At 54.3% G+C, this 19,959-nt stretch carries 22 protein-coding genes; 9 read left to right on the top strand and 13 right to left on the bottom strand.

Translation table 11 applies throughout. The features are described 5' to 3' along the window. The first annotated feature begins 64 nt into the window (after positions 1–64). Both sseA and timP read left to right on the top strand, forming a co-directional pair. Positions 65–916: a 3-mercaptopyruvate sulfurtransferase gene (gene sseA / locus WM46_RS00670; RefSeq protein ID WP_061074968.1), complete on the top strand. Its 852-nt coding sequence runs from the start codon at positions 65–67 to the stop codon at positions 914–916. A gap of 343 nt (positions 917–1,259) precedes the next feature. Beyond that, on the top strand, positions 1,260–1,388 hold the full coding sequence (gene timP, locus WM46_RS26790) for a small toxic inner membrane protein TimP (protein ID WP_354668479.1): 129 nt from the start codon (positions 1,260–1,262) through the stop codon (positions 1,386–1,388). Positions 1,389–1,424: 36 nt separating this feature from the next. Here timP and sseB read toward each other — a convergent pair whose 3' ends face one another. The 11 genes from sseB to trmJ form a co-directional block, all read right to left on the bottom strand. After that, a complete protein-coding gene (gene sseB / locus WM46_RS00660) occupies positions 1,425–2,201 on the bottom strand; it encodes an enhanced serine sensitivity protein SseB (RefSeq protein WP_102601165.1) in 777 nt (258 codons plus the stop codon). A gap of 107 nt (positions 2,202–2,308) precedes the next feature. Then, a complete protein-coding gene (gene pepB / locus WM46_RS00655) occupies positions 2,309–3,592 on the bottom strand; it encodes an aminopeptidase PepB (RefSeq protein ID WP_102601164.1) in 1,284 nt (427 codons plus the stop codon). 53 nt (positions 3,593–3,645) lie between these two features. Beyond that, positions 3,646–3,846, bottom strand: a complete 201-nt coding sequence (gene iscX, locus WM46_RS00650) for a Fe-S cluster assembly protein IscX (RefSeq protein WP_042999823.1) — start codon at positions 3,844–3,846, stop codon at positions 3,646–3,648. Between the two features lie 11 nt (positions 3,847–3,857). Beyond that, positions 3,858–4,193: an ISC system 2Fe-2S type ferredoxin gene (gene fdx, locus WM46_RS00645; protein WP_042317595.1), complete on the bottom strand. Its 336-nt coding sequence runs from the start codon at positions 4,191–4,193 to the stop codon at positions 3,858–3,860. A 1-nt stretch (position 4,194) separates the two neighbouring features. After that, on the bottom strand, positions 4,195–6,045 hold the full coding sequence (gene hscA / locus WM46_RS00640) for a Fe-S protein assembly chaperone HscA (RefSeq protein WP_102601163.1): 1,851 nt from the start codon (positions 6,043–6,045) through the stop codon (positions 4,195–4,197). A gap of 15 nt (positions 6,046–6,060) precedes the next feature. Beyond that, entirely contained in the window at positions 6,061–6,576 is a 516-nt protein-coding gene (gene hscB, locus WM46_RS00635) for a co-chaperone HscB (protein ID WP_102601162.1), read from the bottom strand. Between the two features lie 76 nt (positions 6,577–6,652). After that, complete coding sequence (gene iscA, locus WM46_RS00630; protein WP_003037681.1) at positions 6,653–6,976, bottom strand: iron-sulfur cluster assembly protein IscA; 324 nt, start codon at positions 6,974–6,976, stop codon at positions 6,653–6,655. A 19-nt stretch (positions 6,977–6,995) separates the two neighbouring features. Next, positions 6,996–7,382: a Fe-S cluster assembly scaffold IscU gene (iscU, locus tag WM46_RS00625; protein WP_002913991.1), complete on the bottom strand. Its 387-nt coding sequence runs from the start codon at positions 7,380–7,382 to the stop codon at positions 6,996–6,998. A gap of 25 nt (positions 7,383–7,407) precedes the next feature. Further along, positions 7,408–8,622 (bottom strand): cysteine desulfurase, encoded by a 1,215-nt coding sequence (iscS, locus tag WM46_RS00620; protein ID WP_042999818.1) that lies wholly within the window; start codon positions 8,620–8,622, stop codon positions 7,408–7,410. A 239-nt stretch (positions 8,623–8,861) separates the two neighbouring features. Beyond that, positions 8,862–9,353 carry a Fe-S cluster assembly transcriptional regulator IscR gene (iscR, locus tag WM46_RS00615; RefSeq protein ID WP_042317591.1) on the bottom strand — a complete coding sequence of 164 codons (492 nt, stop codon included), beginning with the start codon at positions 9,351–9,353 and terminating at the stop codon, positions 8,862–8,864. A 241-nt stretch (positions 9,354–9,594) separates the two neighbouring features. Beyond that, the gene (gene trmJ / locus WM46_RS00610) at positions 9,595–10,326 is read right to left on the bottom strand and encodes a tRNA (cytosine(32)/uridine(32)-2'-O)-methyltransferase TrmJ (protein ID WP_061074972.1); all 732 of its coding nucleotides are present in this window, start codon (positions 10,324–10,326) and stop codon (positions 9,595–9,597) included. A gap of 118 nt (positions 10,327–10,444) precedes the next feature. Between trmJ and suhB the strand changes: the two genes are divergently transcribed. The 4 genes from suhB (at position 10,445) to asrC (ending at position 14,350) form a co-directional block, all read left to right on the top strand. After that, positions 10,445–11,248, top strand: coding sequence for an inositol-1-monophosphatase (gene suhB, locus WM46_RS00605; RefSeq protein WP_042999816.1), 804 nt, complete (start codon positions 10,445–10,447; stop codon positions 11,246–11,248). Between the two features lie 212 nt (positions 11,249–11,460). Beyond that, complete coding sequence (gene asrA, locus WM46_RS00600) at positions 11,461–12,504, top strand: anaerobic sulfite reductase subunit AsrA (RefSeq protein WP_102601161.1); 1,044 nt, start codon at positions 11,461–11,463, stop codon at positions 12,502–12,504. A gap of 3 nt (positions 12,505–12,507) precedes the next feature. Further along, on the top strand, positions 12,508–13,326 hold the full coding sequence (gene asrB / locus WM46_RS00595; protein WP_102601160.1) for an anaerobic sulfite reductase subunit AsrB: 819 nt from the start codon (positions 12,508–12,510) through the stop codon (positions 13,324–13,326). Between the two features lie 10 nt (positions 13,327–13,336). Then, entirely contained in the window at positions 13,337–14,350 is a 1,014-nt protein-coding gene (gene asrC, locus WM46_RS00590) for a sulfite reductase subunit C (protein ID WP_102601159.1), read from the top strand. 2 nt (positions 14,351–14,352) lie between these two features. Here the strand turns inward: asrC and WM46_RS00585 are convergent, their stop codons facing one another. Both WM46_RS00585 and WM46_RS00580 read right to left on the bottom strand, forming a co-directional pair. After that, complete coding sequence (locus WM46_RS00585) at positions 14,353–15,333, bottom strand: nickel/cobalt transporter (RefSeq protein ID WP_102601158.1); 981 nt, start codon at positions 15,331–15,333, stop codon at positions 14,353–14,355. After that, the gene (locus WM46_RS00580) at positions 15,324–15,953 is read right to left on the bottom strand and encodes a DUF1007 family protein (protein WP_102601157.1); all 630 of its coding nucleotides are present in this window, start codon (positions 15,951–15,953) and stop codon (positions 15,324–15,326) included. Before WM46_RS00580 ends, WM46_RS00585 begins: the two co-directional genes overlap by 10 nt. Before the next feature lie 428 nt (positions 15,954–16,381). Between WM46_RS00580 and WM46_RS00575 the strand changes: the two genes are divergently transcribed. The 3 genes from WM46_RS00575 to WM46_RS00565 all read left to right on the top strand — a co-directional run bounded on the left by WM46_RS00575 (position 16,382) and on the right by WM46_RS00565 (position 19,959). Further along, entirely contained in the window at positions 16,382–17,365 is a 984-nt protein-coding gene (locus WM46_RS00575) for an autoinducer 2 ABC transporter substrate-binding protein (RefSeq protein WP_042999813.1), read from the top strand. Between the two features lie 103 nt (positions 17,366–17,468). After that, positions 17,469–18,977, top strand: coding sequence for a sugar ABC transporter ATP-binding protein (locus WM46_RS00570; RefSeq protein WP_061074975.1), 1,509 nt, complete (start codon positions 17,469–17,471; stop codon positions 18,975–18,977). After that, on the top strand, positions 18,970–19,959 hold the full coding sequence (locus tag WM46_RS00565; RefSeq protein WP_061074976.1) for an ABC transporter permease: 990 nt from the start codon (positions 18,970–18,972) through the stop codon (positions 19,957–19,959). The genes WM46_RS00570 and WM46_RS00565 overlap by 8 nt, the downstream gene beginning before the upstream one ends.

The raw sequence follows: 19,959 nt of genomic DNA, 5'->3' as shown, positions 1-19,959 counted from the left end.
TACTTGTCCCCTGTCGGCAAAGGCCTGACAATTTACCGGATACCTGATAAACATGGAGATCCCCATGACTACCGCCTTTTTTGTCGCCGCCGACTGGCTTGCCGAGCATATTGACGATCCGCAGATTCAAATTATCGACGCCCGTATGGCACCGCCAGGACAGGAAGACCGCGACGTTGCGCAAGAGTATCGCTCGGGGCATATCCCGGGTGCGGTGTTTTTCGATATTGAAGCGCTCTCCGACCACACTTCACCTCTGCCACATATGATGCCGCGCCCGGAAAGCTTCGCCGTGGCGATGCGTGAACTGGGGGTGCATCAGGATAAACATCTGATCGTGTATGACGAGGGAAATCTGTTCTCCGCCCCGCGCGCGTGGTGGATGCTGCGCACCTTTGGCGTGGAGAACGTGTCTATTCTGGGAGGTGGACTGGCGGGCTGGCAACGTGATGAATTGCCGCTACAGGAAGGTAACGTCGAACTGCCGGAAGGCGAGTTTGATGCGGCATTTACCCCTGAAGCCGTCGTGCGCGTCACCGACGTCCTGCTCGCCAGCCATGAGAAAAGCGCACAGATTGTCGATGCCCGCCCGGCTGCACGTTTTAATGCTGAAGTCGACGAGCCGCGTCCAGGTCTCAGACGTGGTCATGTACCCGGCGCCTTAAACGTGCCGTGGACTGAACTGGTTCAGGAAGGCGAATTAAAAACAACCGACGAACTGGATGCCATTTTCTTTCGCCACGGGGTCAGTTTTGATCGTCCGATCATCGCCAGCTGTGGTTCTGGCGTGACGGCAGCCGTCGTCGTGCTGGCGCTTGCGACGCTTGATGTGCCAGATGTCACGTTGTACGACGGTGCGTGGAGTGAATGGGGATCGCGTGCCGATTTACCGGTAGAACCGGCTGACGCTAAATAAATTCCGATTTCTTAGTCTGTTTCGCCCACAAAAAAACCGCTCAAACGTTTGAGCGGTTTTTTTATGCTGGTCCGGTTCGCGGCCTTTCCAGCTGGCTGTGTTGCCATAGCAACGCAGGCACGTCGTAGTGGGGTAATACTCTCTTTTAAGAAAGATAATGTCAAGTTAGTTAGCCAGGAAACTATTATGAAATTGATGTATTATTCTTCCCGGCCCTTTTCGCCGCCTCGCAAGCGGGCACTGGCTTTAGAAAAGGATGTCCCATGGCCGTTAGCGCAGGCACGTCGTAGTGCTTGCTGTCACGGCATTATCGCCAGTGGTGCTGTCGTGAAGCGGTCTTCGCATGGACCGCACAATGAAGATACGGTACGTCTGTATCGTGCTTCTTGTTTCTGGTGTGTTGTGTCTGCACGCAGACCAGAGTTACCCCGGTAATTCTGGTCTCGTAAAAACCAACGATCAGGGCAGGTAAGCGAGGATGCCGCCTTTCGGGGCGGCTTTCCTTCACTTAAATAATCCGGTTCTGTTTGAAATCACGCAGGAACCCACCCCAGCGGCGTTCGTAGAACGGCGCGATGTGTTCGGTGATTAAGTGGCTAATCCCTTTCTCACCTTTTTTCACCTGACAGATATCGATCGGTTCATCGCCCGGTAGCGTATCGGTTGCCACGCTGCCAGCTGCATGAATAATCTCCTCAATATCCCCATCGGCCTCAATACCAATCAGCAGATTGGCCTCGGCGTCCGCGCGCTCTTTAATTGAGCAGAGAAACGCACGCTTCACCGGCTTGATGGTCTTAAACAGCGTCGTGAGCGAATCGATCATCTGTGCTGGTGGTTCGGCCACTTCGGAGAGGATCAGCGATTCCCCGCCTTCCAGCACTTCCTGCGTACTCAGCGGATTGCCCTCTTCCCCCATCAGCAGGCTGATTTCGCGCGGCATGAACTCTTTACCGGTCGGCAATTTGGCGTTGAGAAACAGCGTTTCGCCGAGCGTCATTTCAAACAGCGTCCGTACCGGCATCACCACAAACGCCTGCTCATCTTCGACGGCCTGCTGCAACGCTTCCAGTGAGGTGAAAAAGGGAATAACGGTGGTGCCATCTTCTTTTTCCCAGTGCTGAAGATCGAGCGCGCTGTCTTCGACAATCGCTTCGCCTTCTGCCGCGGTGCCAGGTACCCAGACGGTGGATTCCAGCAGGGTGCGAAAAAATGCCGGACGGTGTGCGGGTTCAGTCGCCGCCTGCTCCAGCAGGGTTTCTAATTCGTTTTTTGTTTCGGACATAGGGATCACAAATTATATATGGACTGTAGGCCTGATAAGACGCACTGCATCGCCATCAGGCAAAATGCCGGGTGGCGCTTCGCTTACCCGGCCTACAAAAACACCGTTCAGGCAGTCAGCAGATTCGCGATTGTACGCACGCCCAGACCGGTCGCCCCGGCAGACCACTGCTCAACCGGCGCTTTGCGATAGGTTGCCGAGCAATCGATATGCAGCCAGCCCTGCTGGTAATTTTCCACAAAGTGCGACAGGAATCCTGCGGCTGTGCTCGCCCCTGCCGGATACGCCGCGCTGCCGGTATTGTTCAACTCGGCAAAATTAGACGGCAACTGGTTGCGGTGGAATTCCGCCAGCGGCAGACGCCAGAACGCCTCGTTCTCTTCGGCTGCGCTTGCCAGCAGACGGTTCGCCAGTTGGTCATCGAAGCTGAACAGCGCATGGTAGTCGTTACCCAGCGCGGTTTTCGCGGCACCGGTCAGCGTCGCGGCATCAATGATCAGTTCCGGTTTCTGCGCGCTGGCGTCAATCAAACCGTCCGCCAGCACCAGACGCCCTTCGGCATCGGTATTCATCACTTCGACGTTTTTACCGTTGCGATAGTGGATGATATCGCCCAGCTTGAACGCGTTACCGCTGATCAGGTTATCCGCACAGCACAGGTACAGCTTCACGCGTTTGTTCAGACCGCGCGTGATCGCAAATGCCAGCGCGCCGGTCACCGTTGCAGCCCCCCCCATGTCGGATTTCATGGAGTCCATAAAGGCGCTCTGCTTGATGCTGTAGCCGCCGGAATCAAAGGTGATCCCTTTCCCGACCAGGCAAGCAAAAACCGGGGCTTCTTTATCTCCTGTCGGGTTATAGTCGAGCGCCAGCAGGACCGGCGGACGTTCAGAGCCGCGACCCACGGTATGCAGCCCCATGTAGTTCTGCTCACGCAGATCTTCGCCTTTGGTAATGCGGTAAGAGACGTGATCGCACGCCACGCTGCACAGCAGGTCAACGGCGCGCTGCGCCAGTTGCTCTGGACCCAACTCTTCCGCCGGTGCGTTAATGGTGTCACGCACCCAGTCAATGATGGTCAGACGGTTATCCAGCTCCTGGCGCTGTACGTCGTCCAGCTCTGGCCATTCCACTTTGCGGCTGCCTTTCGGCCCTTTGTAACCCTGCCAGAATGACCAGCAGCGGTCTGCATTCCAGCCCTCGCCTGCCAGTTGAACATGCTTGATGCCAAGGCCGTCAACTTTACGTGCGGCGCGCTGAATAAGGCCCAGGTCATCTTTCCCATTGAGGTGCAGGGCAATACCATCGTTATTGATACTGTATGTCGCTTTTTCACCCCAGCGTGCGTCAGCGGGTTGTGTGGAAAGCGTAATTTTCATGGCTTCTGTCATGTTATTTATCCTTATTAGCAAACGGGCCGCCTCATGGCAGCCCGTTATGTGACTTACTCTGCTTCATCTAACCAGACTAGCAGAATCGCCTCCAGAATTTTTTCATTGGATGCGTCAGGGTCGTCATCAAATTCCTCAAGATCGCAGATCCACTGATGAAGATCGGTGAAACGAACGGTCTTTGGATCGAGATCGGGGAACGCATCGTACAGCGCTTCACCGATTTCGCGGCTATCGGTCCACTTCAGTCCCATACTACCCTCTGTTAATGCTCACGAGCATGATTGATTGTGTAACGTGGGATTTCGACCACTAAATCATCCCCGGTGACGCGAGCCTGACAGCTTAAACGGCTCTCCGGCTCCAGTCCCCAGGCTTTATCCAGCATGTCGTCTTCTTCTTCCGTGCTTTCCGGCAGGGAGTCAAAGCCTTCACGCACGATGCAGTGGCAAGTCGTACAGGCGCAGGATTTTTCGCAAGCGTGTTCAATCTCGATACCGTTGCGCAGCGCAACGTCAAGAATGGTTTCACCGGTCTCAGCTTCCAGAACTGCGCCATCCGGACAGAGATCCTGATGAGGCAGAATAACAATCTTTGGCATATTAAACCTCGTCCACGGAATGGCCTTTCAGCGCGCTACGGACCGACTGGTCCATGCGGCGAGCGGCGAATTCCTGGGTTTGTTTGTCTACGTTTTTAATGGCTTGTTCGATAGCGTCAACATCATCGCCCAGCGCCACCTCGCTCAGGTGCGCGGCGGCATCGTCGATCAATTGACGTTCTGCGGCGCTTAGCAGCGCGGCATCAGCGGTCAGCGCGCCGGTTAAACTCTCCAGCACGCGCGCCGCTTCGACTTTCTGCTCTGCCAGCATGCGCGCTTTCACGTCCTGCTCGGCAAAGCTCATCGAATCCTGAATCATTGAGGCAATTTCGCTGTCGGTCAGACCGTAGGACGGTTTCACCTGAATAGAAGCCTCAACGCCGGTGGATTTCTCCATCGCAGTGACGCTCAGCAGACCGTCAGCATCCACCTGGAAGGTAACGCGAATATGCGCGCCGCCTGCCGGGAGCGCCGGAATACCACGCAGGGCAAAGCGCGCCAGCGAACGGCAGTCCTGCACCAGTTCACGTTCGCCCTGCATGACGTGGATAGACATCGCGGTCTGGCCGTCTTTAAAAGTGGTAAAGTCCTGCGCGCGCGCCACCGGAATCGTGGTGTTACGCGGAATCACCTTCTCCACCAGGCCACCCATGGTTTCCAGTCCCAGGGACAGCGGGATCACGTCGAGCAGCAGCATTTCACTGTCCGGTTTATTGCCGACCAAGATATCCGCCTGGATTGCCGCGCCAATCGCTACCACTTTATCCGGGTCGATTGACGTCAGCGGTGGGCGACCGAAGAATTCACCCACACGTTCACGCACCAGCGGTACGCGCGTGGAACCGCCAACCATCACCACTTCCAGCACCTCCTGCGCCTCAACGCCGGCATCTTTCAGTGCGCGACGACAGGCCAGTAGCGTACGCTTAACCAGCGCGGAAATGAGTTCATTAAACTGTTCGCGGGTAATCTCACCCTGCCAGCCCGCCACGTTAACCGTGACAGACTCAGCATCGCTGAGCGCGATTTTCGCCGCGATGGCGGCATCCAGCAGCTCGCGCTGTACGCGGTTATCGCTGCGATCGGCAATTCCCGCCTGTTCACGGATGTAATCCGCCAGCAGGTGGTCGAAGTCATCGCCGCCAAGCGCGGAATCCCCGCCGGTCGCCAACACTTCGAACACTCCGCGACTCAGGCGCAGAATAGAAATATCAAACGTTCCGCCGCCGAGGTCATACACCGCAATAACGCCCTCTTTACCGGAATCCAGACCGTAGGCAATCGCCGCAGCGGTCGGTTCATTGAGCAGGCGCAGCACATGGAGGCCCGCCAGGCGTGCGGCATCTTTAGTCCCCTGACGCTGTGCATCGTCAAAGTACGCCGGTACGGTAATCACCACACCATCCAAATCGCCGGAGAGTGACTCAGAGGCTCGCGCCGCCAGTGCTTTCAGGATATCGGCTGAAACACGGACTGGATTCAGCAAGCCCGCCGCCGTTTCAATCATCGGCAAGCCATTTTCACTTGCCTGGAAACGGTACGGCAGATGCGGGTAGCGAGTCTGAATATCCGCCAGTGAACGCCCCATCATGCGTTTCACCGAACTGATGGTATTGGCGGTATCCAGCGCGGCATTAGCACGCGCATCATAGCCGACCGTGTGGCCCTGCGGCTGATAGTGAACGACGGACGGCAGCAGATGACGACCGTCGTGATCGGCCAGCGTTTCCGCCTGACCGCTACGCACGGTTGCGACCAGAGAGTTGGTGGTCCCGAGATCGATGCCCACAGCCAGACGACGCTGGTGTGGCGCTGCGCTCAGACCAGGCTCACTAATTTGTAATAAGGCCATAATTGCTTCCGAATATTAAAAATCGAGCAGTTTTTCTTCGAGTTGTTCTGCACTGCTTCGCAGTTTATCGAGAAAACGCAGTTTACGCACGGTATCGGCCGCAGCGTCCCACGTCTCGCTATCCAGTTGTTCCACCATTAGCTGATGGCGGCTATCAAACATCTTTTTCACGCGCTGAATAAACTGTTCCAGCCGCGCCTCGTCTTTCGCCTGTTCGATCTCATCAAGTTCTTCGCGCAGTTCCAGTTGTTCCATCAGGAATGCGGTATCGCGCACCGTGTGCTGCTCGTTGCTGAGATCAAAACCGTGTAGCGAAAGCAGATATTCTGCGCGCATCAGAGGATGGCGCAGCGTTTGCCAGGCCTGGTTGATGGTGGCGGATTGCTGGACGGCAGCAAGCTGTTCCGCCTGGGTACCGCTGGCAAATTTATCAGGGTGATACTGGCGTTGCAGATCCTGAAAACGAAGGCTCAGCGCCTGAATATCGAGCGGATAACGGGCCGGTAAGCCAAAGAGGGTGAAGTAGTCCATAACATTCTCAGGGGTAGCCTGTTAGAACAAACCCCACACGTAGCAAGGCCACGGCGGGGTTTTCGGATGACGCGCGTTACACGTGGAAGCTTTCGCCGCAACCACACTCGTCTTTCACGTTCGGGTTCGTGAACTTAAACCCTTCGTTCAGACCTTCTTTCACGAAGTCTAACTGCGTTCCGTCCAGAAATTGCAGGCTTTTTCCGTCGACCACGACCTTAACGCCTTTGTCTTCAAACACGGTGTCTTCTGCCGCCGGTTCATCAACAAATTCCAGTACATACGCCATACCTGAGCAGCCGGAGGTTCTCACGCCCAGACGCAGGCCAAACCCTTTACCGCGGTTCGCCAGGAAGGTATTTACTCGCGCTGCTGCACTGTCGCTAAGTGTAATCGACATAATAAAACCTCAACTCTTCTTATTTTGCTTCACGTTTGCTTTTGTAGTCCGCAATGGCGGCTTTGATCGCGTCTTCTGCCAGAATAGAACAGTGAATTTTCACTGGCGGCAACTCAAGCTCATCGGCGATATCGGTATTTTTGATCGCCTGTGCTTCGTCCAGTGATTTGCCTTTCACCCATTCGGTAACCAGGGAGCTGGACGCGATAGCGGAACCGCAGCCGTAAGTCTTGAAACGCGCGTCTTCAATGATACCTTCATTGTTAACTTTGATCTGCAACTTCATCACGTCGCCACAGGCTGGTGCACCCACCATGCCGCTGCCCACGTTCTCGTCGCTGTTGTCAAAAGAGCCCACGTTACGTGGATTCTCGTAATGATCGATTACTTTTTCGCTGTAAGCCATGATGAATTCTCCTTATCGGTACCGATTAATGATGCGACCATTCGATGCTATTCAGATCCACGCCCTGCTTGTGCATTTCCCACAGCGGAGAAAGGTCACGCAGACGGCCGATAGATTTACGAACCAGTTCGATGGTGTAATCAATCTCTTCTTCGGTAGTAAAACGACCTAAAGAGAAACGAATAGAGCTATGTGCCAGCTCGTCGGTCATTCCCAGTGCGCGCAACACGTAGGAAGGTTCGAGGCTCGCAGAGGTACAGGCAGAACCGGAAGAGACCGCGAGGTCTTTCAGCGCCATGATCAGCGACTCGCCTTCAACGTAGTTAAAGCTCACGTTGAGGATGTTTGGCGCGCCCTGCTCAAGGTCACCGTTCAGGTAGACTTCTTCCATATCTTTCACGCCGTTCCACAGACGGTTACGCAGACCGCGCAGACGCGCCATCTCGGTTTCCATCTCTTCTTTCGCGATGCGATAGGCTTCGCCCATGCCGACGATCTGGTGGACAGGCAGCGTACCGGAACGCATACCACGCTCGTGACCGCCGCCGTGCATCTGTGCTTCGATGCGAATACGCGGTTTACGACGAACGTACAGCGCGCCGATCCCTTTCGGGCCATAAATTTTGTGACCGGAGAAGGACATCAGGTCAACTTTCAACTGGCTCAGATCGATAGGCAGTTTGCCCACGCTCTGGGTGGCGTCAACATGGTAGATAATGCCGCGCGCACGGCACATTTCGCCGATAGTCGCGATATCCTGTACCACGCCGATTTCGTTATTCACGTGCATGATGGAAACCAGAATGGTGTCGTCACGCATCGCGGCTTCCAGCTCTTTGAGATCGATAATCCCGTTGCTCTGCGGCGCCAGGTAAGTGACTTCAAAGCCTTCGCGCTCCAGTTGACGGCAGGTATCCAGTACCGCTTTGTGCTCGGTTTTGCTGGTGATAATGTGCTTGCCTTTTTTCTGATAAAAGTTGGCTGCACCTTTGATCGCCAGGTTGTCGGATTCAGTCGCACCGGAAGTAAAGACGATTTCACGCGGATCGGCACCCACCAGATCGGCAATCTGATTACGGGCGATGTCTACCGCCTCTTCAGCCTGCCAGCCGAAACGGTGTGAACGGGAGGCCGGGTTACCAAAGGTTCCGTCCAGCGTCAGGAACTGCATCATTTTCTCGGCAACACGCGGGTCCACCGGCGTGGTTGCGGAGTAGTCGAGATAAATCGGTAATTTCATTGCTCTATAAACTCCGTACATCGCTTCAATGCAAGGAGTCAGGCAACCGGCTGGATGTACGACCGTGTTAACGGAGCGCAAACGCTCCGGCCTGACTCTGAATACTTTTACGCTTAATCCTACTGGCTGCCTCTGCGCTGGCTGCCTTCACTCACCTCAGTCACTTACTGGTGTAAACGCCTGAGGATTCATTCAGTTGCCGCCTTAATGCAGCCAGAATGATTTGCGTAATTTTCTATTTAAGCGCGTAACTTAACGTCAATCGCGTCTTGTGCACGATTTGTGCGTGGAGCGTCGTGGCTGTGCTGGCGACCAGACACATCCAGGACTTCCTGATTATTCACCAGTTCGCCTAACGTAATGTTGTTGAGGAAACCGGTCAGACGGTCGCTCAGATCGCGCCACAGCGCGTGGGTCAGGCATTTATCGCCGCCCTGACAACCGCCTTTGCCCTGACAACGGGTCGCATCAACCGACTCGTCAACAGCGCTAATCACTTCACCGACTGCAATACTGCCGGCATCTTTACCCAGCAGATAACCACCGCCTGGTCCACGTACGCTGGACACCAGACCATTTTTACGCAAACGGGAGAACAGCTGTTCCAGATAAGAAAGGGAAATTCCCTGACGTTCAGAAATATCAGCCAACGGTACCGGGCCCGCTTCGGAGTTGAGCGCAACGTCCAACATTGCGGTCACGGCATAACGCCCTTTAGATGTCAGTCTCATGTCTTACTTAGCCTCAAACTCGCCCCTGCCCGGGGTTTTTTATTGTAAAATGGGGGTATTGCATAGCAGGGCCAAGTCTGACATTCCCGACTAAATCAGTCAACTATTTACTTGACTAATTTAGTCAGGTATTTGACGTTCCGTGCGGTATTCGTTTGCCGGATGGCGCTTCGCTTATCCGGCCTACAGGCCGCACGATTGGCAGGCCGGATAAGCGAAGCACCATCCGGCATTAGCACCGTTACTTGCTTTTATTCTGCTGTTCGACAGATGCCAGAATCCCGCGCAGGATATTCAGCTCCTGACTCTCAGGACGCGCACGCGTAAACAGACGGCGTAGCTTGTTCATCACTTGTCCCGGATGGCCTTCGCGAATAAACCCAGTCGACAGCAGCGTTTGTTCCAGATGACCATAAAAACGCTCTAAATCATCCACCAGCGGATACTCAGCTTCTTCGTATTCGGCGGTCTTATCACCTTCCTGCGTCGCCAGCCAGGCCATGCGTACTTCATACGCGATGACCTGTACCGCCATTGCCAGGTTCAGCGAACTGTACTCCGGGTTTGCCGCGATCGCGACATGGTAATGGCATTTTTGCAGTTCGTCGTTGGTCAGCCCAACGCGTTCACGACCAAACACCAGCGCCACAGGGGTATTTGCCGCTTCCGCAACGCTTTTTAAACCGCATTCACGCGGATCAAGCATCGGCCACGGCAGCGTACGCGAACGTGCGCTGGTCCCGACCACCAGGCTGCATCCAGCCAGCGCTTCATCGAGGGTATCGACGATCTGCGCGTTGCCGATCACATCGCTGGCTCCTGCCGCCAGGGCGATGGCCTGGGAGTCAGGTTTCACGAGCGGGTTCACCAGCCACAGGTTGGTTAACCCCATTGTTTTCATGGCGCGGGCGACAGAGCCCATGTTGCCGGTATGAGACGTTTCCACCAGCACGATTCGAATATTTTGCAGCATTGTCTTTCTTCAGCTAAAGATTATTCGGTCATATTATCATAAATCGAAGACATATTCCGATCTCGCTGCTATACTCTGCGCCGTTTTCCCGTTCTTTAACATCCAGTGAGAGAGACCGATGCATCCGATGCTGACCATCGCCGTGCGCGCAGCGCGCAAGGCGGGTAATGTAATTGCCAAACACTACGAAACGCCTGACTCAGTAGAAACCAGCCAGAAAGGCAGCAATGATTTCGTGACCAACGTCGATAAAGCCGCCGAAGCGATTATTATCGAAACGATCCGCAAATCTTACCCACAGCACACCATCATCACCGAAGAAAGCGGTGAACATGAAGGTACCGATCAGGATGTTCAATGGGTTATCGATCCACTGGATGGCACCACCAACTTCGTAAAACGTCTGCCGCACTTCGCGGTTTCCATCGCCGTACGTATTAAAGGCCGCACTGAAGTCGCCGTGGTTTACGATCCGATGCGTAATGAACTGTTCACCGCGACTCGCGGTCAGGGCGCACAGCTGAATGGCTACCGTCTGCGCGGCAGCAATGCGCGTGATCTGGACGGCACCATTATCGCAACCGGCTTCCCGTTCAAGGCCAAACAGCACGCCACCTCTTACATGAATATCCTCGGCAAAATGTTTACCGAGTGCGCTGACTTCCGTCGCACCGGTTCTGCTGCGCTGGATCTGGCCTATGTTGCCGCTGCGCGCGTTGACGGTTATTTCGAAATTGGTTTGCGTCCGTGGGATTTCGCCGCGGGTGAACTGATCGCCCGTGAAGCTGGCGCCCTGGTCTGCGACTTTACCGGCGGTCACAACTACATGACGACCGGCAACATCGTGGCGGGCAACCCGCGCGTGGTAAAAGCGATGCTGGCGAATATGCGTGACGAACTGAGCGACGCGCTGAAGCGTTAATTTTCTGTTCCGGTGGGTGCGCTGCGCTCACCGGAAGCTCAGCAATACGCTGCTATTATCATTCCAATAAATATTTCCCTTCTATTTATTATACCGGTATCAACAATCATTTATTCCCGTTAGCAGACATGACGAATTGGCGCTAGCGTACACCGTAATATTCTTTTTATCTTTCTCAAGATTCCTTCCTGAATATTACTGTGGAGTATGTGATGGCTATCAAAATTACGCCTGATGAGTTTAACGTACTGATCCAGCGGTTAAGCGAAAAATGGCGCGTCTTTGCTCCGTCTGCTGAGTTCCGCGGCGGTCGTTTCTCAGATACAGATAATATTGTTTATCAAGAAATTGGAAGCTGGAGCGACATCGTCTGGCACGAGAAATCGCACATGTCGCCGAAAACGGTTATCACGCCAATAACAGAAACACTCTTTTATTTTGATAAAGAGACTGTCCAGCCACGAGAGACGGATGCTCGCCCAATATTAATATTCGCCCGCGCCTGCGACATTAATGCCATGTCTCGTCTGGACTACATGCATTTAGAAAATGGCAATAACTCAGATATCTATTATCAACAGTTACGTGAACATATTCATTTTATTTTAATGGAATGTGCGCGGAGTTTTGAAAATTGCTTCTGTGTTTCAATGGGAAGTAATAAAACTGAGAATTACAGCGCAGCAATGCAATTTAGCAATGATGGAGCTAGCGTCTGCATCGTCGACCCGTTTATCGAAAAAGCATTACAGGGGCTTGGGCAAACCATTGCATACGCGCCCGGTTTCGTCAGTGAAAATCCCGACATCATCACGCTTCCTGAAAGCGTCTGCGATGACCCGCAAAAAATCCGCGATATTCTGTTAAATCATCCACTCTGGGATGAATATAACACTCGTTGCATCAGTTGCGGCCGCTGCACAACCGGTTGCCCAACCTGCACCTGCTACAGCATGTATGACGTCGCCTATGATGAAAATCCACAGCGCGGCGAGCGCCGACGCCAGTGGGCGAGCTGTATGGTTCCCGGCTTCAGCGATATGGCTGGCGGACACGGTTTTCGGGAGCACGCCGGCGAACGATTACGCTACCGCGCATTACATAAGGTCAATGACTATAAAGCTCGCAACAACGCTGAGCATATGTGCGTAGGTTGCGGGCGCTGCGACGATCGCTGCCCACAGTACATTAAATTCTCGAATATTATCAATAAAATGACCGCTGCCGTCCGTCAGGCGCTGGCAGAGGAGGCATAACATATGTCACCGTGTTCCTGTCATAATTCTGAGCAGAACCATCTGCTACCTGCCGCCTGTCGCATTCTTGATATTACCCGCCACACGCCGCAGGAGTGGAACTTCCGCGTAGCGGTCGATTTTCCCGCTCAATTCGGCCAGTTTGTAGAGGTATCTCTGCCGCGCGTAGGAGAAGCGCCCATTTCGGTATCTGACTGCGGCGAGGGCTGGATAGACCTTCTGATCCGCAAAGTAGGTAAGGTCACCCACGAACTCTTCACATTAAACGCCGGTGATAACCTGTGGCTACGCGGCTGTTATGGCAACGGCTATCCCCTTGATGCCTTTCGCCATAAGCCTCTACTGATTGTCGCTGGCGGTACCGGTGTCGCCCCTGTCAAAGGGTTGATGCGCTATTTCGTCAATAATCCCGGCGAGATTACGCAGATGGATATGATCCTCGGCTACAAAAATCGCGATTGCGTATTGTACAAAGAGGAAATGGAGAACTGGAAATCGCCTCACAATCTGATCCTGACTCTCGATGAAGGTGAAGCGGATAAACGGTACCACGTTGGCCGGGTTACGGATCGACTGGCGGAGTTAGCACTTTGTCAGGTCGACACGATGCAAGCCATCGTGGTCGGTCCCCCGGTCATGATTGCTTTCACCGTACAGATGTTACTGCAAAAGGGGTTACGAGCCGAACAAATCTGGGTGGATTACGAACGCAGAATGGCGTGCTCTGTGGGCAAATGCGGGCACTGTCGCATGGGGGATGTGTATGTCTGCGTTGACGGCCCAATTTTCAACTACGCCGTCGCCCAACGGTTTGTGGATTGAGGAGAACATCATGAGCATTGATATTGACATCATTAAAGCCCGGGCAAAAAACGAGTACCGCTTGTCCAAAGTCCGTGGTGAAGCCATGATCAGTGTCCGCATTCCCGGCGGTATTCTGCCTGCTCACCTGCTAACGGTGGCACGCGATATTGCAGAAACCTACGGCAATGGACAGATTCACCTGACCACACGTCAGAAACTGGCGATGCCGGGCATTCGTTATGAAGATATCGACAAAGTGAACGCAGCACTGGAACCCTTTATTCGTGAAATTGAAATGGGCCTGTGCAACGTACAAGTTGAAGATCCTCTGGCGGGATATCTGGCCATCGGTGGACGTAACATTGTCGCCTGTCAGGGGAATCGTATTTGCCAGAAAGCCAATACTGATACAACCGGTCTCGCCCGCCGTCTGGAAAAGCTGGTCTATCCCAGCCCTTACCATCTGAAAACCGTTATTGTGGGCTGCCCGAATGATTGTGCAAAGGCCTCAATGGCTGATCTTGGCATCCTTGGCGTGGCAAAATTACGCTTCAATGCCGAGCGGTGCATTGGCTGTAGCGCCTGTGTGAAAGCCTGCGCGCATCATGCGGTGGGTTGCCTGTCATTAAAAAACGGCAAAGCTATTAAGGAGGAATCCGCCTGTATCGGCTGCGGGGAATGCGTTCTGGCCTGCCCTACTCTCGCCTGGCAACGTAAACCCGATCCATTCTGGCAGGTTCGATTAGGGGGACGAACCAGTAAAAAAACACCTCGCGTGGGGAAACTGTTTCTCAACTGGGTCACCGAAGAGGTTATCAGTCAGGTCATCATCAATCTGTATGAGTTCGAAAAAGAGATGCTGGGGGGGAAGCCTGTCTATCTCCATATGGGTCACCTGATTGATAAGGGCGGTTATCTGCGCTTTAAGGAACGCGTATTGCGCGACGTACAGCTAAACCCGGAAGCCATGGTCGCTGAGCGCATTTACTGGGCGGAAGATGAGTCAGCAGTCCGAATGCATCTCAAACCCGCCGGGCATTAAGATCAAAATGGCCGCAGCCCTTGCATGGGCTGTGGCGCACTCACCCACATCACTCCTGCTGCCACCACTAATATCGCGCCACCGGCTAACGCCAGCGTTGACCAACCTATCTGCCGCCACAGTACTGGCGCATGATTGCCGCTCAGCCTGACTGCCAGCGTACGAAAACTGTGCACCAGCAGCGCCAGAGAGGTAATCGTCAGCGACGTTCCCGCTGCCATCGCCAGTGCCGAGGCCATCCCCCAGTAAAAGACGCCAATGACTTTGCTGAACAGCAGGACCATGATCGCTCCGGAACAGGGACGCATCCCCATCGACAGAATAATCATTAGCCGCGCGCGCCAGTCATCATCGCGGTGAAGCTGGTCCGGATTCGGTACGTGCTGATGCCCGCAACCACAGTTTTCATGGTGCACATGGTGTGGCGTGAAGGCAATAAACCTGGGTTTGCGCAGCAGCGCATGCAGTTTCTTCAGCGCCCGCCAGCAGAGCAAAACACCCAGAATCCCCACCAGCGCATAGCTCCCCTTCTCCAGCCAGAAACCACTCAGATGTAACTGTTTCGCCGGCAGTTGCAGGATGCTGAGCACCACCACGACCAGCCCGATCGCCACCAGCCCCTGCAATAACGAAGAGGCCAGCGTCAGCCCAATACTCGACTTCAGCTTTGAAGGATGGGTTGCCAGCCAGGTGGTGATCACCACTTTTCCGTGTCCCGGCCCCAGCGCGTGCAGCACACCATAGATAAAGCTAAACAGCAGCAACGACCCACCCGCCTGGGCTGGACTGGCGGCAACGGCCTTCAGCAATACGCTCATCTGCTGATTGACCTCCCGCTGCCAGACAATACTTTTGATCATCACCTGCGGCCAGGCGTGCCACAGCCAGACACAACCGATCGCTGCAATCAGCAAAAACAGCGCCAACGGCCACAGCGATAACCAACGCCGTGCGTGAATGCGGTTTGTTGATATTACTGACATGAGATCGTCACCGTCTGCGCGAATTGTTTCCCCAGTTCCATATCCTCCGGCGGCGCATCTTCTTTATCCAGCGACTGGGCAAAAATAAGCGACGCTTCGCTCGGTGCGGGCGTGTGCAGCGCAATGTTGCAGCGCTCGCGTAACGCCGACGATAGCGTTGCATCGTTATCGTCTTCGTAGCTCATATCGACATAATAAGAGGGATCAAAGGTCGAGAAGGTGTAACGCTGACCGCTCAATGGTTGCGGTTCGGCAAGTGGCAACACAAAGGTGAGCACGGCCTGATGCTCATCACGCTCCATGCTGTATTCCGTAGGGCGGTTTTTAAATTTAACGCGCTGCCCGTTGTGCCACATTTCGGTAAAGTAATGCTGTCCCAACACATTCGCCATCACTTCCGCCGCCAGCTTCTTCCAGATTCCAGAACCCGGTTTAGCCTCTCCCGCATCATAGAGCAGATCGGCAGAGGTCAGTTCATCCATTGTCCAGCGCATCTTCAGCGCCACGATAGTCCCGTTATCGCTGACCACTTCCGTTTTCAGACGGATAAAACTGTGAGGATGTGCGCTCACCGTAAACGTCAAAAATACGAGTAATACCAGCAAAGCGCCGCGTATCATGAATGCTATCAACTCCCCACAAAAACAGGACGGGCCACGCAAGTCACGATCGTCGTGGCAGGATTGTCCGTGAGGATAACATTGAAATGAGGAATGTTGAGCGTTGATTTCTGGACGCGATTCAGTTCTCAGATTTGCGATTTCATTGTTGGAGGCTGTGCGCCTGCGGCGGTAACTTTCTGTGTGTCACAACCATTTTGATAACAAATTGTAAAAATAAATAAGCAATTTCTAATTATTTTTAACATTAAAATTGACATTCAATGCATTGCACATATCAAAATTAACCATAATTTAACCTAAAGATATCCATAAATTAACAAAAACGGGCATTTATCACATTTATTAAACTTGCGATTCATTACCTCTTCCCTTCGTTGATAACCTCCTGTTCGTGACATGCCCCGGTCCCTACAAAAGGTACAACTATGAAATTCAAACTCGCATTACTCAGTGCAACCCTGGTTTCTGCATGCATGTTGTCCGGCCCGTCCTTTGCGGCAGAAAAATATGAAATCGCTGTGGTTGCTAAAGTCACCGGTATTCCGTGGTTTAACCGCATGGAAACTGGCGTGAATGAAGCCGCGAAGAAACTGGATGTGAATGCTTACCAGACCGGCCCTTCCACGCCGGATCCGGCTCAGCAGGTGAAGGTCATTGAAGATCTTATTGCCAAGAACGTTAACGCGATCATTGTGGTACCTAATGACGCCAAGGTACTTGAGCCCGTGCTGAAAAAAGCGCGCGATAAGGGCATTGTCGTTCTGACTCACGAATCGCCGGATCAGCAAATCGGCCAGTGGGATATCGAAACGATCGACAGCGAGAAATACGCGCAGGCCAACGTCGACGAGCTGGCGAAGGATATGGGCGGTAAAGGCGGCTATGCCATTTACGTCGGCTCGCTGACCGTGCCATTGCACAACGCCTGGGCCGATTACGCCATCAAGTACCAGAAAGAAAAATACCCGGAGATGTTTGAAGTCACCACCCGTCTGCCGGTGGCTGAGAGCATCGACAAATCCTACTCCACGACGCTGGACCTGATGAAAACCTATCCGCAGATGAAGGGCATCATTGGCTTCGGTTCACTGGGTCCGATTGGTGCAGGTCAGGCGGTACAGAAAAAACGCGCGAAAGATAAAATTGCCGTGGTGGGGATTGCGATGCCCGCACAGGCAGCGCCTTATCTGATGCGTGGTGACATCAAAAAAGCGATGCTGTGGGATCCAAAAGATGCCGGCTACGCGCTGGTGACCGTGGCAGATCAGTTGCTGCAAGGTAAAGAGGTCACGCCAGATCTGACCATTGAAGGATTAGGGAAAGCCGATGTCGACATGGAGAAGAAAGTGATCCGCTTTAACAAGATCCTCGAAGTCACCAAAGACAACGCGCAATCACTCGGTTTCTAAGGCTCCAGCCACCACCAGGGAAACCTAACGCCGACCGTCTGGTCGGCGCTATCAACAGGCTTAACACTCTGCGCCCGTCAGGGCGCTCGCAGGGGTATTGTCCATGACAGACACCACCGCATTTATCACTCTTGAGAATATCAGCAAGCAATTCCCGGGCGTGCTGGCGCTGGATAATGTGAATCTGACGCTGAAAAAAGGCGAAGTTCACTGTCTGGCAGGACAGAACGGTTGCGGTAAAAGCACCATTATTAAAGTGATTTCCGGGGTCTATCAGCCGGAAAAAGGAGCGCAGATCCTGCTGGATGGCAAACTGTTCCACCAGTTGTCGCCGCAGCTCTCTTCGCATTACGGCATCCAGGTTATCTATCAGGATTTATCCCTCTTTCCTAACTTCAGCGTGGCGGAGAATATAGCCGTCAACCGCTACCTGCCCGGCGGCGACATCTGGGTGCGGCGCGGTACGATGAAGCAACAGGCGCTGGCGGCGATGAAGCGGATTGGCGTTAGCATCGATCCCGATAAAAAAGTGGAAAAACTCTCCATTGCCGACCGTCAGCTCGTCGCGATTTGTCGCGCTATTGCCGCCGACGCCCGTCTGGTGATTATGGATGAACCCACCGCTTCCCTGACGCGCCAGGAGGTCAACGGCCTGCTGCGCGTGGTCAACGAACTGAAAGCCGACGGGATTTGCGTGGTGTTCGTCAGCCATCGTCTCGATGAGGTGATGGAAGTGGCGGACCGCATCAGCGTGATGCGCGACGGCAAACTGGTGGGGACGTATCCCGCCAGCGAACTCGACAGCCATGAACTGGCATTCCTGATGACCGGTCAACGCTTCCACTACAGTCCGCTGCCGGAAAAACCGCCGGTTGAGCAGGAGCCGATGCTGGAACTGCGCAACCTGAGCCGCAAAGGAAAATATCAGGATATCAACCTGTCGCTGCGCAGCGGTGAGATCGTATCCATTGTCGGCCTGCTTGGCGCGGGCCGCACCGAACTCTGTCTGAGTCTGTTTGGCATGACCCACCCGGAAAGCGGGGAAATCCGCATTAACGGGAAACCGGTTCAACTGCGCAACAACCATGACGCCATCAGGCACGGGATCGGCTATGTCTCGGAAGATCGCCTGACCCAGGGGCTGATCATGGAACAGTCGATCTACGACAATACGATTGTCACGGTCTTCGACAAACTGCATACCCGCAGCGGTCTGCTCGATCACGGTAAAGCCAAAACGCTGGTCGCCGATCTGATCCGTGAACTGAACATCAAGGTGGCCGATCCGCAGTTGCCGGTCAAAACACTCTCCGGCGGCAACGCCCAGCGTATCGCCATCGCCAAATGGGTAGCGACCCAACCGCGTATCCTGATCCTGGATTCCCCGACGGTGGGGGTTGATATCGCCAACAAAGAGGGGATTTACCAGATCGCCCGCAATCTTGCGGAACAGGGAATGGCGGTGCTGATGATTTGCGATGAGATCCCGGAAGCGTATTACAACAGCCACCGCGTACTGGTCATGCGTCGCGGGAAGCTGGTCGCCGAGTTTAATCCGCATCGCTGTCGTGAAGAGGACATTGCAGAGGTGGTCGAGGTCATCCATGAATAACTTTCGTCTCTCCCGTTTACTCGGGCACCATGAATTCTGGCTGGGCCTGCTGGTGATTGCACTTGCCGTTGGGCTGAGCGTCAGCACTGACGAGTTCCTGTCACTCGGTAACCTGACGGACGTTGCCACCAGCTATGCCATTCTCGGTATTCTCGCCTGCGGGCTGTTTGTCGTGCTGATCTCCGGCGGAATCGATATTTCGTTCCCGGCGATGACGGCGATAGCGCAATACGCGATGGCAAGCTGGGTCATCGCCCACGGCGGCAACTTTCTGCTGGCGCTGACCATCGCCATCGCCGTCGGCTTATTGCTCGGGCTGATTAACGGCTTTCTGGTCTACTGGCTGCGCGTGCCCGCTATCATCATCACCATCGCTACGCTTAACGTCTATTACGGTCTGCTGGTTTACGCCACCAAAGGCACCTGGCTGTACGGCTTCCCGGACTGGTTCATGAACGGCATCAACTGGCTCTCGTTCACCGCGGCAGATGGCTATGACTACGGCATTACCCTGCCGTTACTGTGCCTGGCGGCGGTGATCGTCTTCACCGCTATCCTGATGAACTACACCCGTCTCGGTCGCCAGATTTACGCGATGGGCGGCAACCGCGACGCCGCCTCCCGCCTCGGACTGAATCTGTTGAAGCTGCATTTCTATGTCTACGGCTACATGGGCATCCTCGCGGGCGTAGCCGCCGTCGTGCAGGCGCAGATCACGCAGTCCGTGGCGCCGAACTCACTGCTCGGTTTTGAGCTGACGGTGCTGGCGGCGGTTGTACTGGGCGGGACCAGTATGAGCGGCGGACGCGGCACATTAACCGGGACGCTGTTGGGGGTCATTCTGCTGGCCTTTTTGCAAAACGGTCTGACGCTGCTCAGCGTCTCATCGTACTGGCACACCGTTTTCAGCGGCGTCATTATCCTGGTCAGCATCAGCGCCACCGCGTGGAATGAAAAACGCAAACTGGCAAGGGAGCTTTGA

The sequence above is a fragment of the Citrobacter freundii complex sp. CFNIH2 genome, assembly GCF_002880615.1.
GTDB classification, from domain to species: domain Bacteria; phylum Pseudomonadota; class Gammaproteobacteria; order Enterobacterales; family Enterobacteriaceae; genus Citrobacter_A; species Citrobacter_A amalonaticus_F.
This window is presented reverse-complemented; position numbering and strand designations above follow the sequence as displayed.

Coding starts and splice junctions, on each gene's coding strand:
- sseA (WP_061074968.1), top strand. CDS start 65: ATGACTACCGCCTTTTTTGTCGCCGCCGACTGGCTTGCCGAGCATATT.
- timP (WP_354668479.1), top strand. CDS start 1,260: ATGGACCGCACAATGAAGATACGGTACGTCTGTATCGTGCTTCTTGTT.
- sseB (WP_102601165.1), bottom strand. CDS start 2,201: ATGTCCGAAACAAAAAACGAATTAGAAACCCTGCTGGAGCAGGCGGCG.
- pepB (WP_102601164.1), bottom strand. CDS start 3,592: ATGACAGAAGCCATGAAAATTACGCTTTCCACACAACCCGCTGACGCA.
- iscX (WP_042999823.1), bottom strand. CDS start 3,846: ATGGGACTGAAGTGGACCGATAGCCGCGAAATCGGTGAAGCGCTGTAC.
- fdx (WP_042317595.1), bottom strand. CDS start 4,193: ATGCCAAAGATTGTTATTCTGCCTCATCAGGATCTCTGTCCGGATGGC.
- hscA (WP_102601163.1), bottom strand. CDS start 6,045: ATGGCCTTATTACAAATTAGTGAGCCTGGTCTGAGCGCAGCGCCACAC.
- hscB (WP_102601162.1), bottom strand. CDS start 6,576: ATGGACTACTTCACCCTCTTTGGCTTACCGGCCCGTTATCCGCTCGAT.
- iscA (WP_003037681.1), bottom strand. CDS start 6,976: ATGTCGATTACACTTAGCGACAGTGCAGCAGCGCGAGTAAATACCTTC.
- iscU (WP_002913991.1), bottom strand. CDS start 7,382: ATGGCTTACAGCGAAAAAGTAATCGATCATTACGAGAATCCACGTAAC.
- iscS (WP_042999818.1), bottom strand. CDS start 8,622: ATGAAATTACCGATTTATCTCGACTACTCCGCAACCACGCCGGTGGAC.
- iscR (WP_042317591.1), bottom strand. CDS start 9,353: ATGAGACTGACATCTAAAGGGCGTTATGCCGTGACCGCAATGTTGGAC.
- trmJ (WP_061074972.1), bottom strand. CDS start 10,326: ATGCTGCAAAATATTCGAATCGTGCTGGTGGAAACGTCTCATACCGGC.
- suhB (WP_042999816.1), top strand. CDS start 10,445: ATGCATCCGATGCTGACCATCGCCGTGCGCGCAGCGCGCAAGGCGGGT.
- asrA (WP_102601161.1), top strand. CDS start 11,461: ATGGCTATCAAAATTACGCCTGATGAGTTTAACGTACTGATCCAGCGG.
- asrB (WP_102601160.1), top strand. CDS start 12,508: ATGTCACCGTGTTCCTGTCATAATTCTGAGCAGAACCATCTGCTACCT.
- asrC (WP_102601159.1), top strand. CDS start 13,337: ATGAGCATTGATATTGACATCATTAAAGCCCGGGCAAAAAACGAGTAC.
- WM46_RS00585 (WP_102601158.1), bottom strand. CDS start 15,333: ATGTCAGTAATATCAACAAACCGCATTCACGCACGGCGTTGGTTATCG.
- WM46_RS00580 (WP_102601157.1), bottom strand. CDS start 15,953: ATGATACGCGGCGCTTTGCTGGTATTACTCGTATTTTTGACGTTTACG.
- WM46_RS00575 (WP_042999813.1), top strand. CDS start 16,382: ATGAAATTCAAACTCGCATTACTCAGTGCAACCCTGGTTTCTGCATGC.
- WM46_RS00570 (WP_061074975.1), top strand. CDS start 17,469: ATGACAGACACCACCGCATTTATCACTCTTGAGAATATCAGCAAGCAA.
- WM46_RS00565 (WP_061074976.1), top strand. CDS start 18,970: ATGAATAACTTTCGTCTCTCCCGTTTACTCGGGCACCATGAATTCTGG.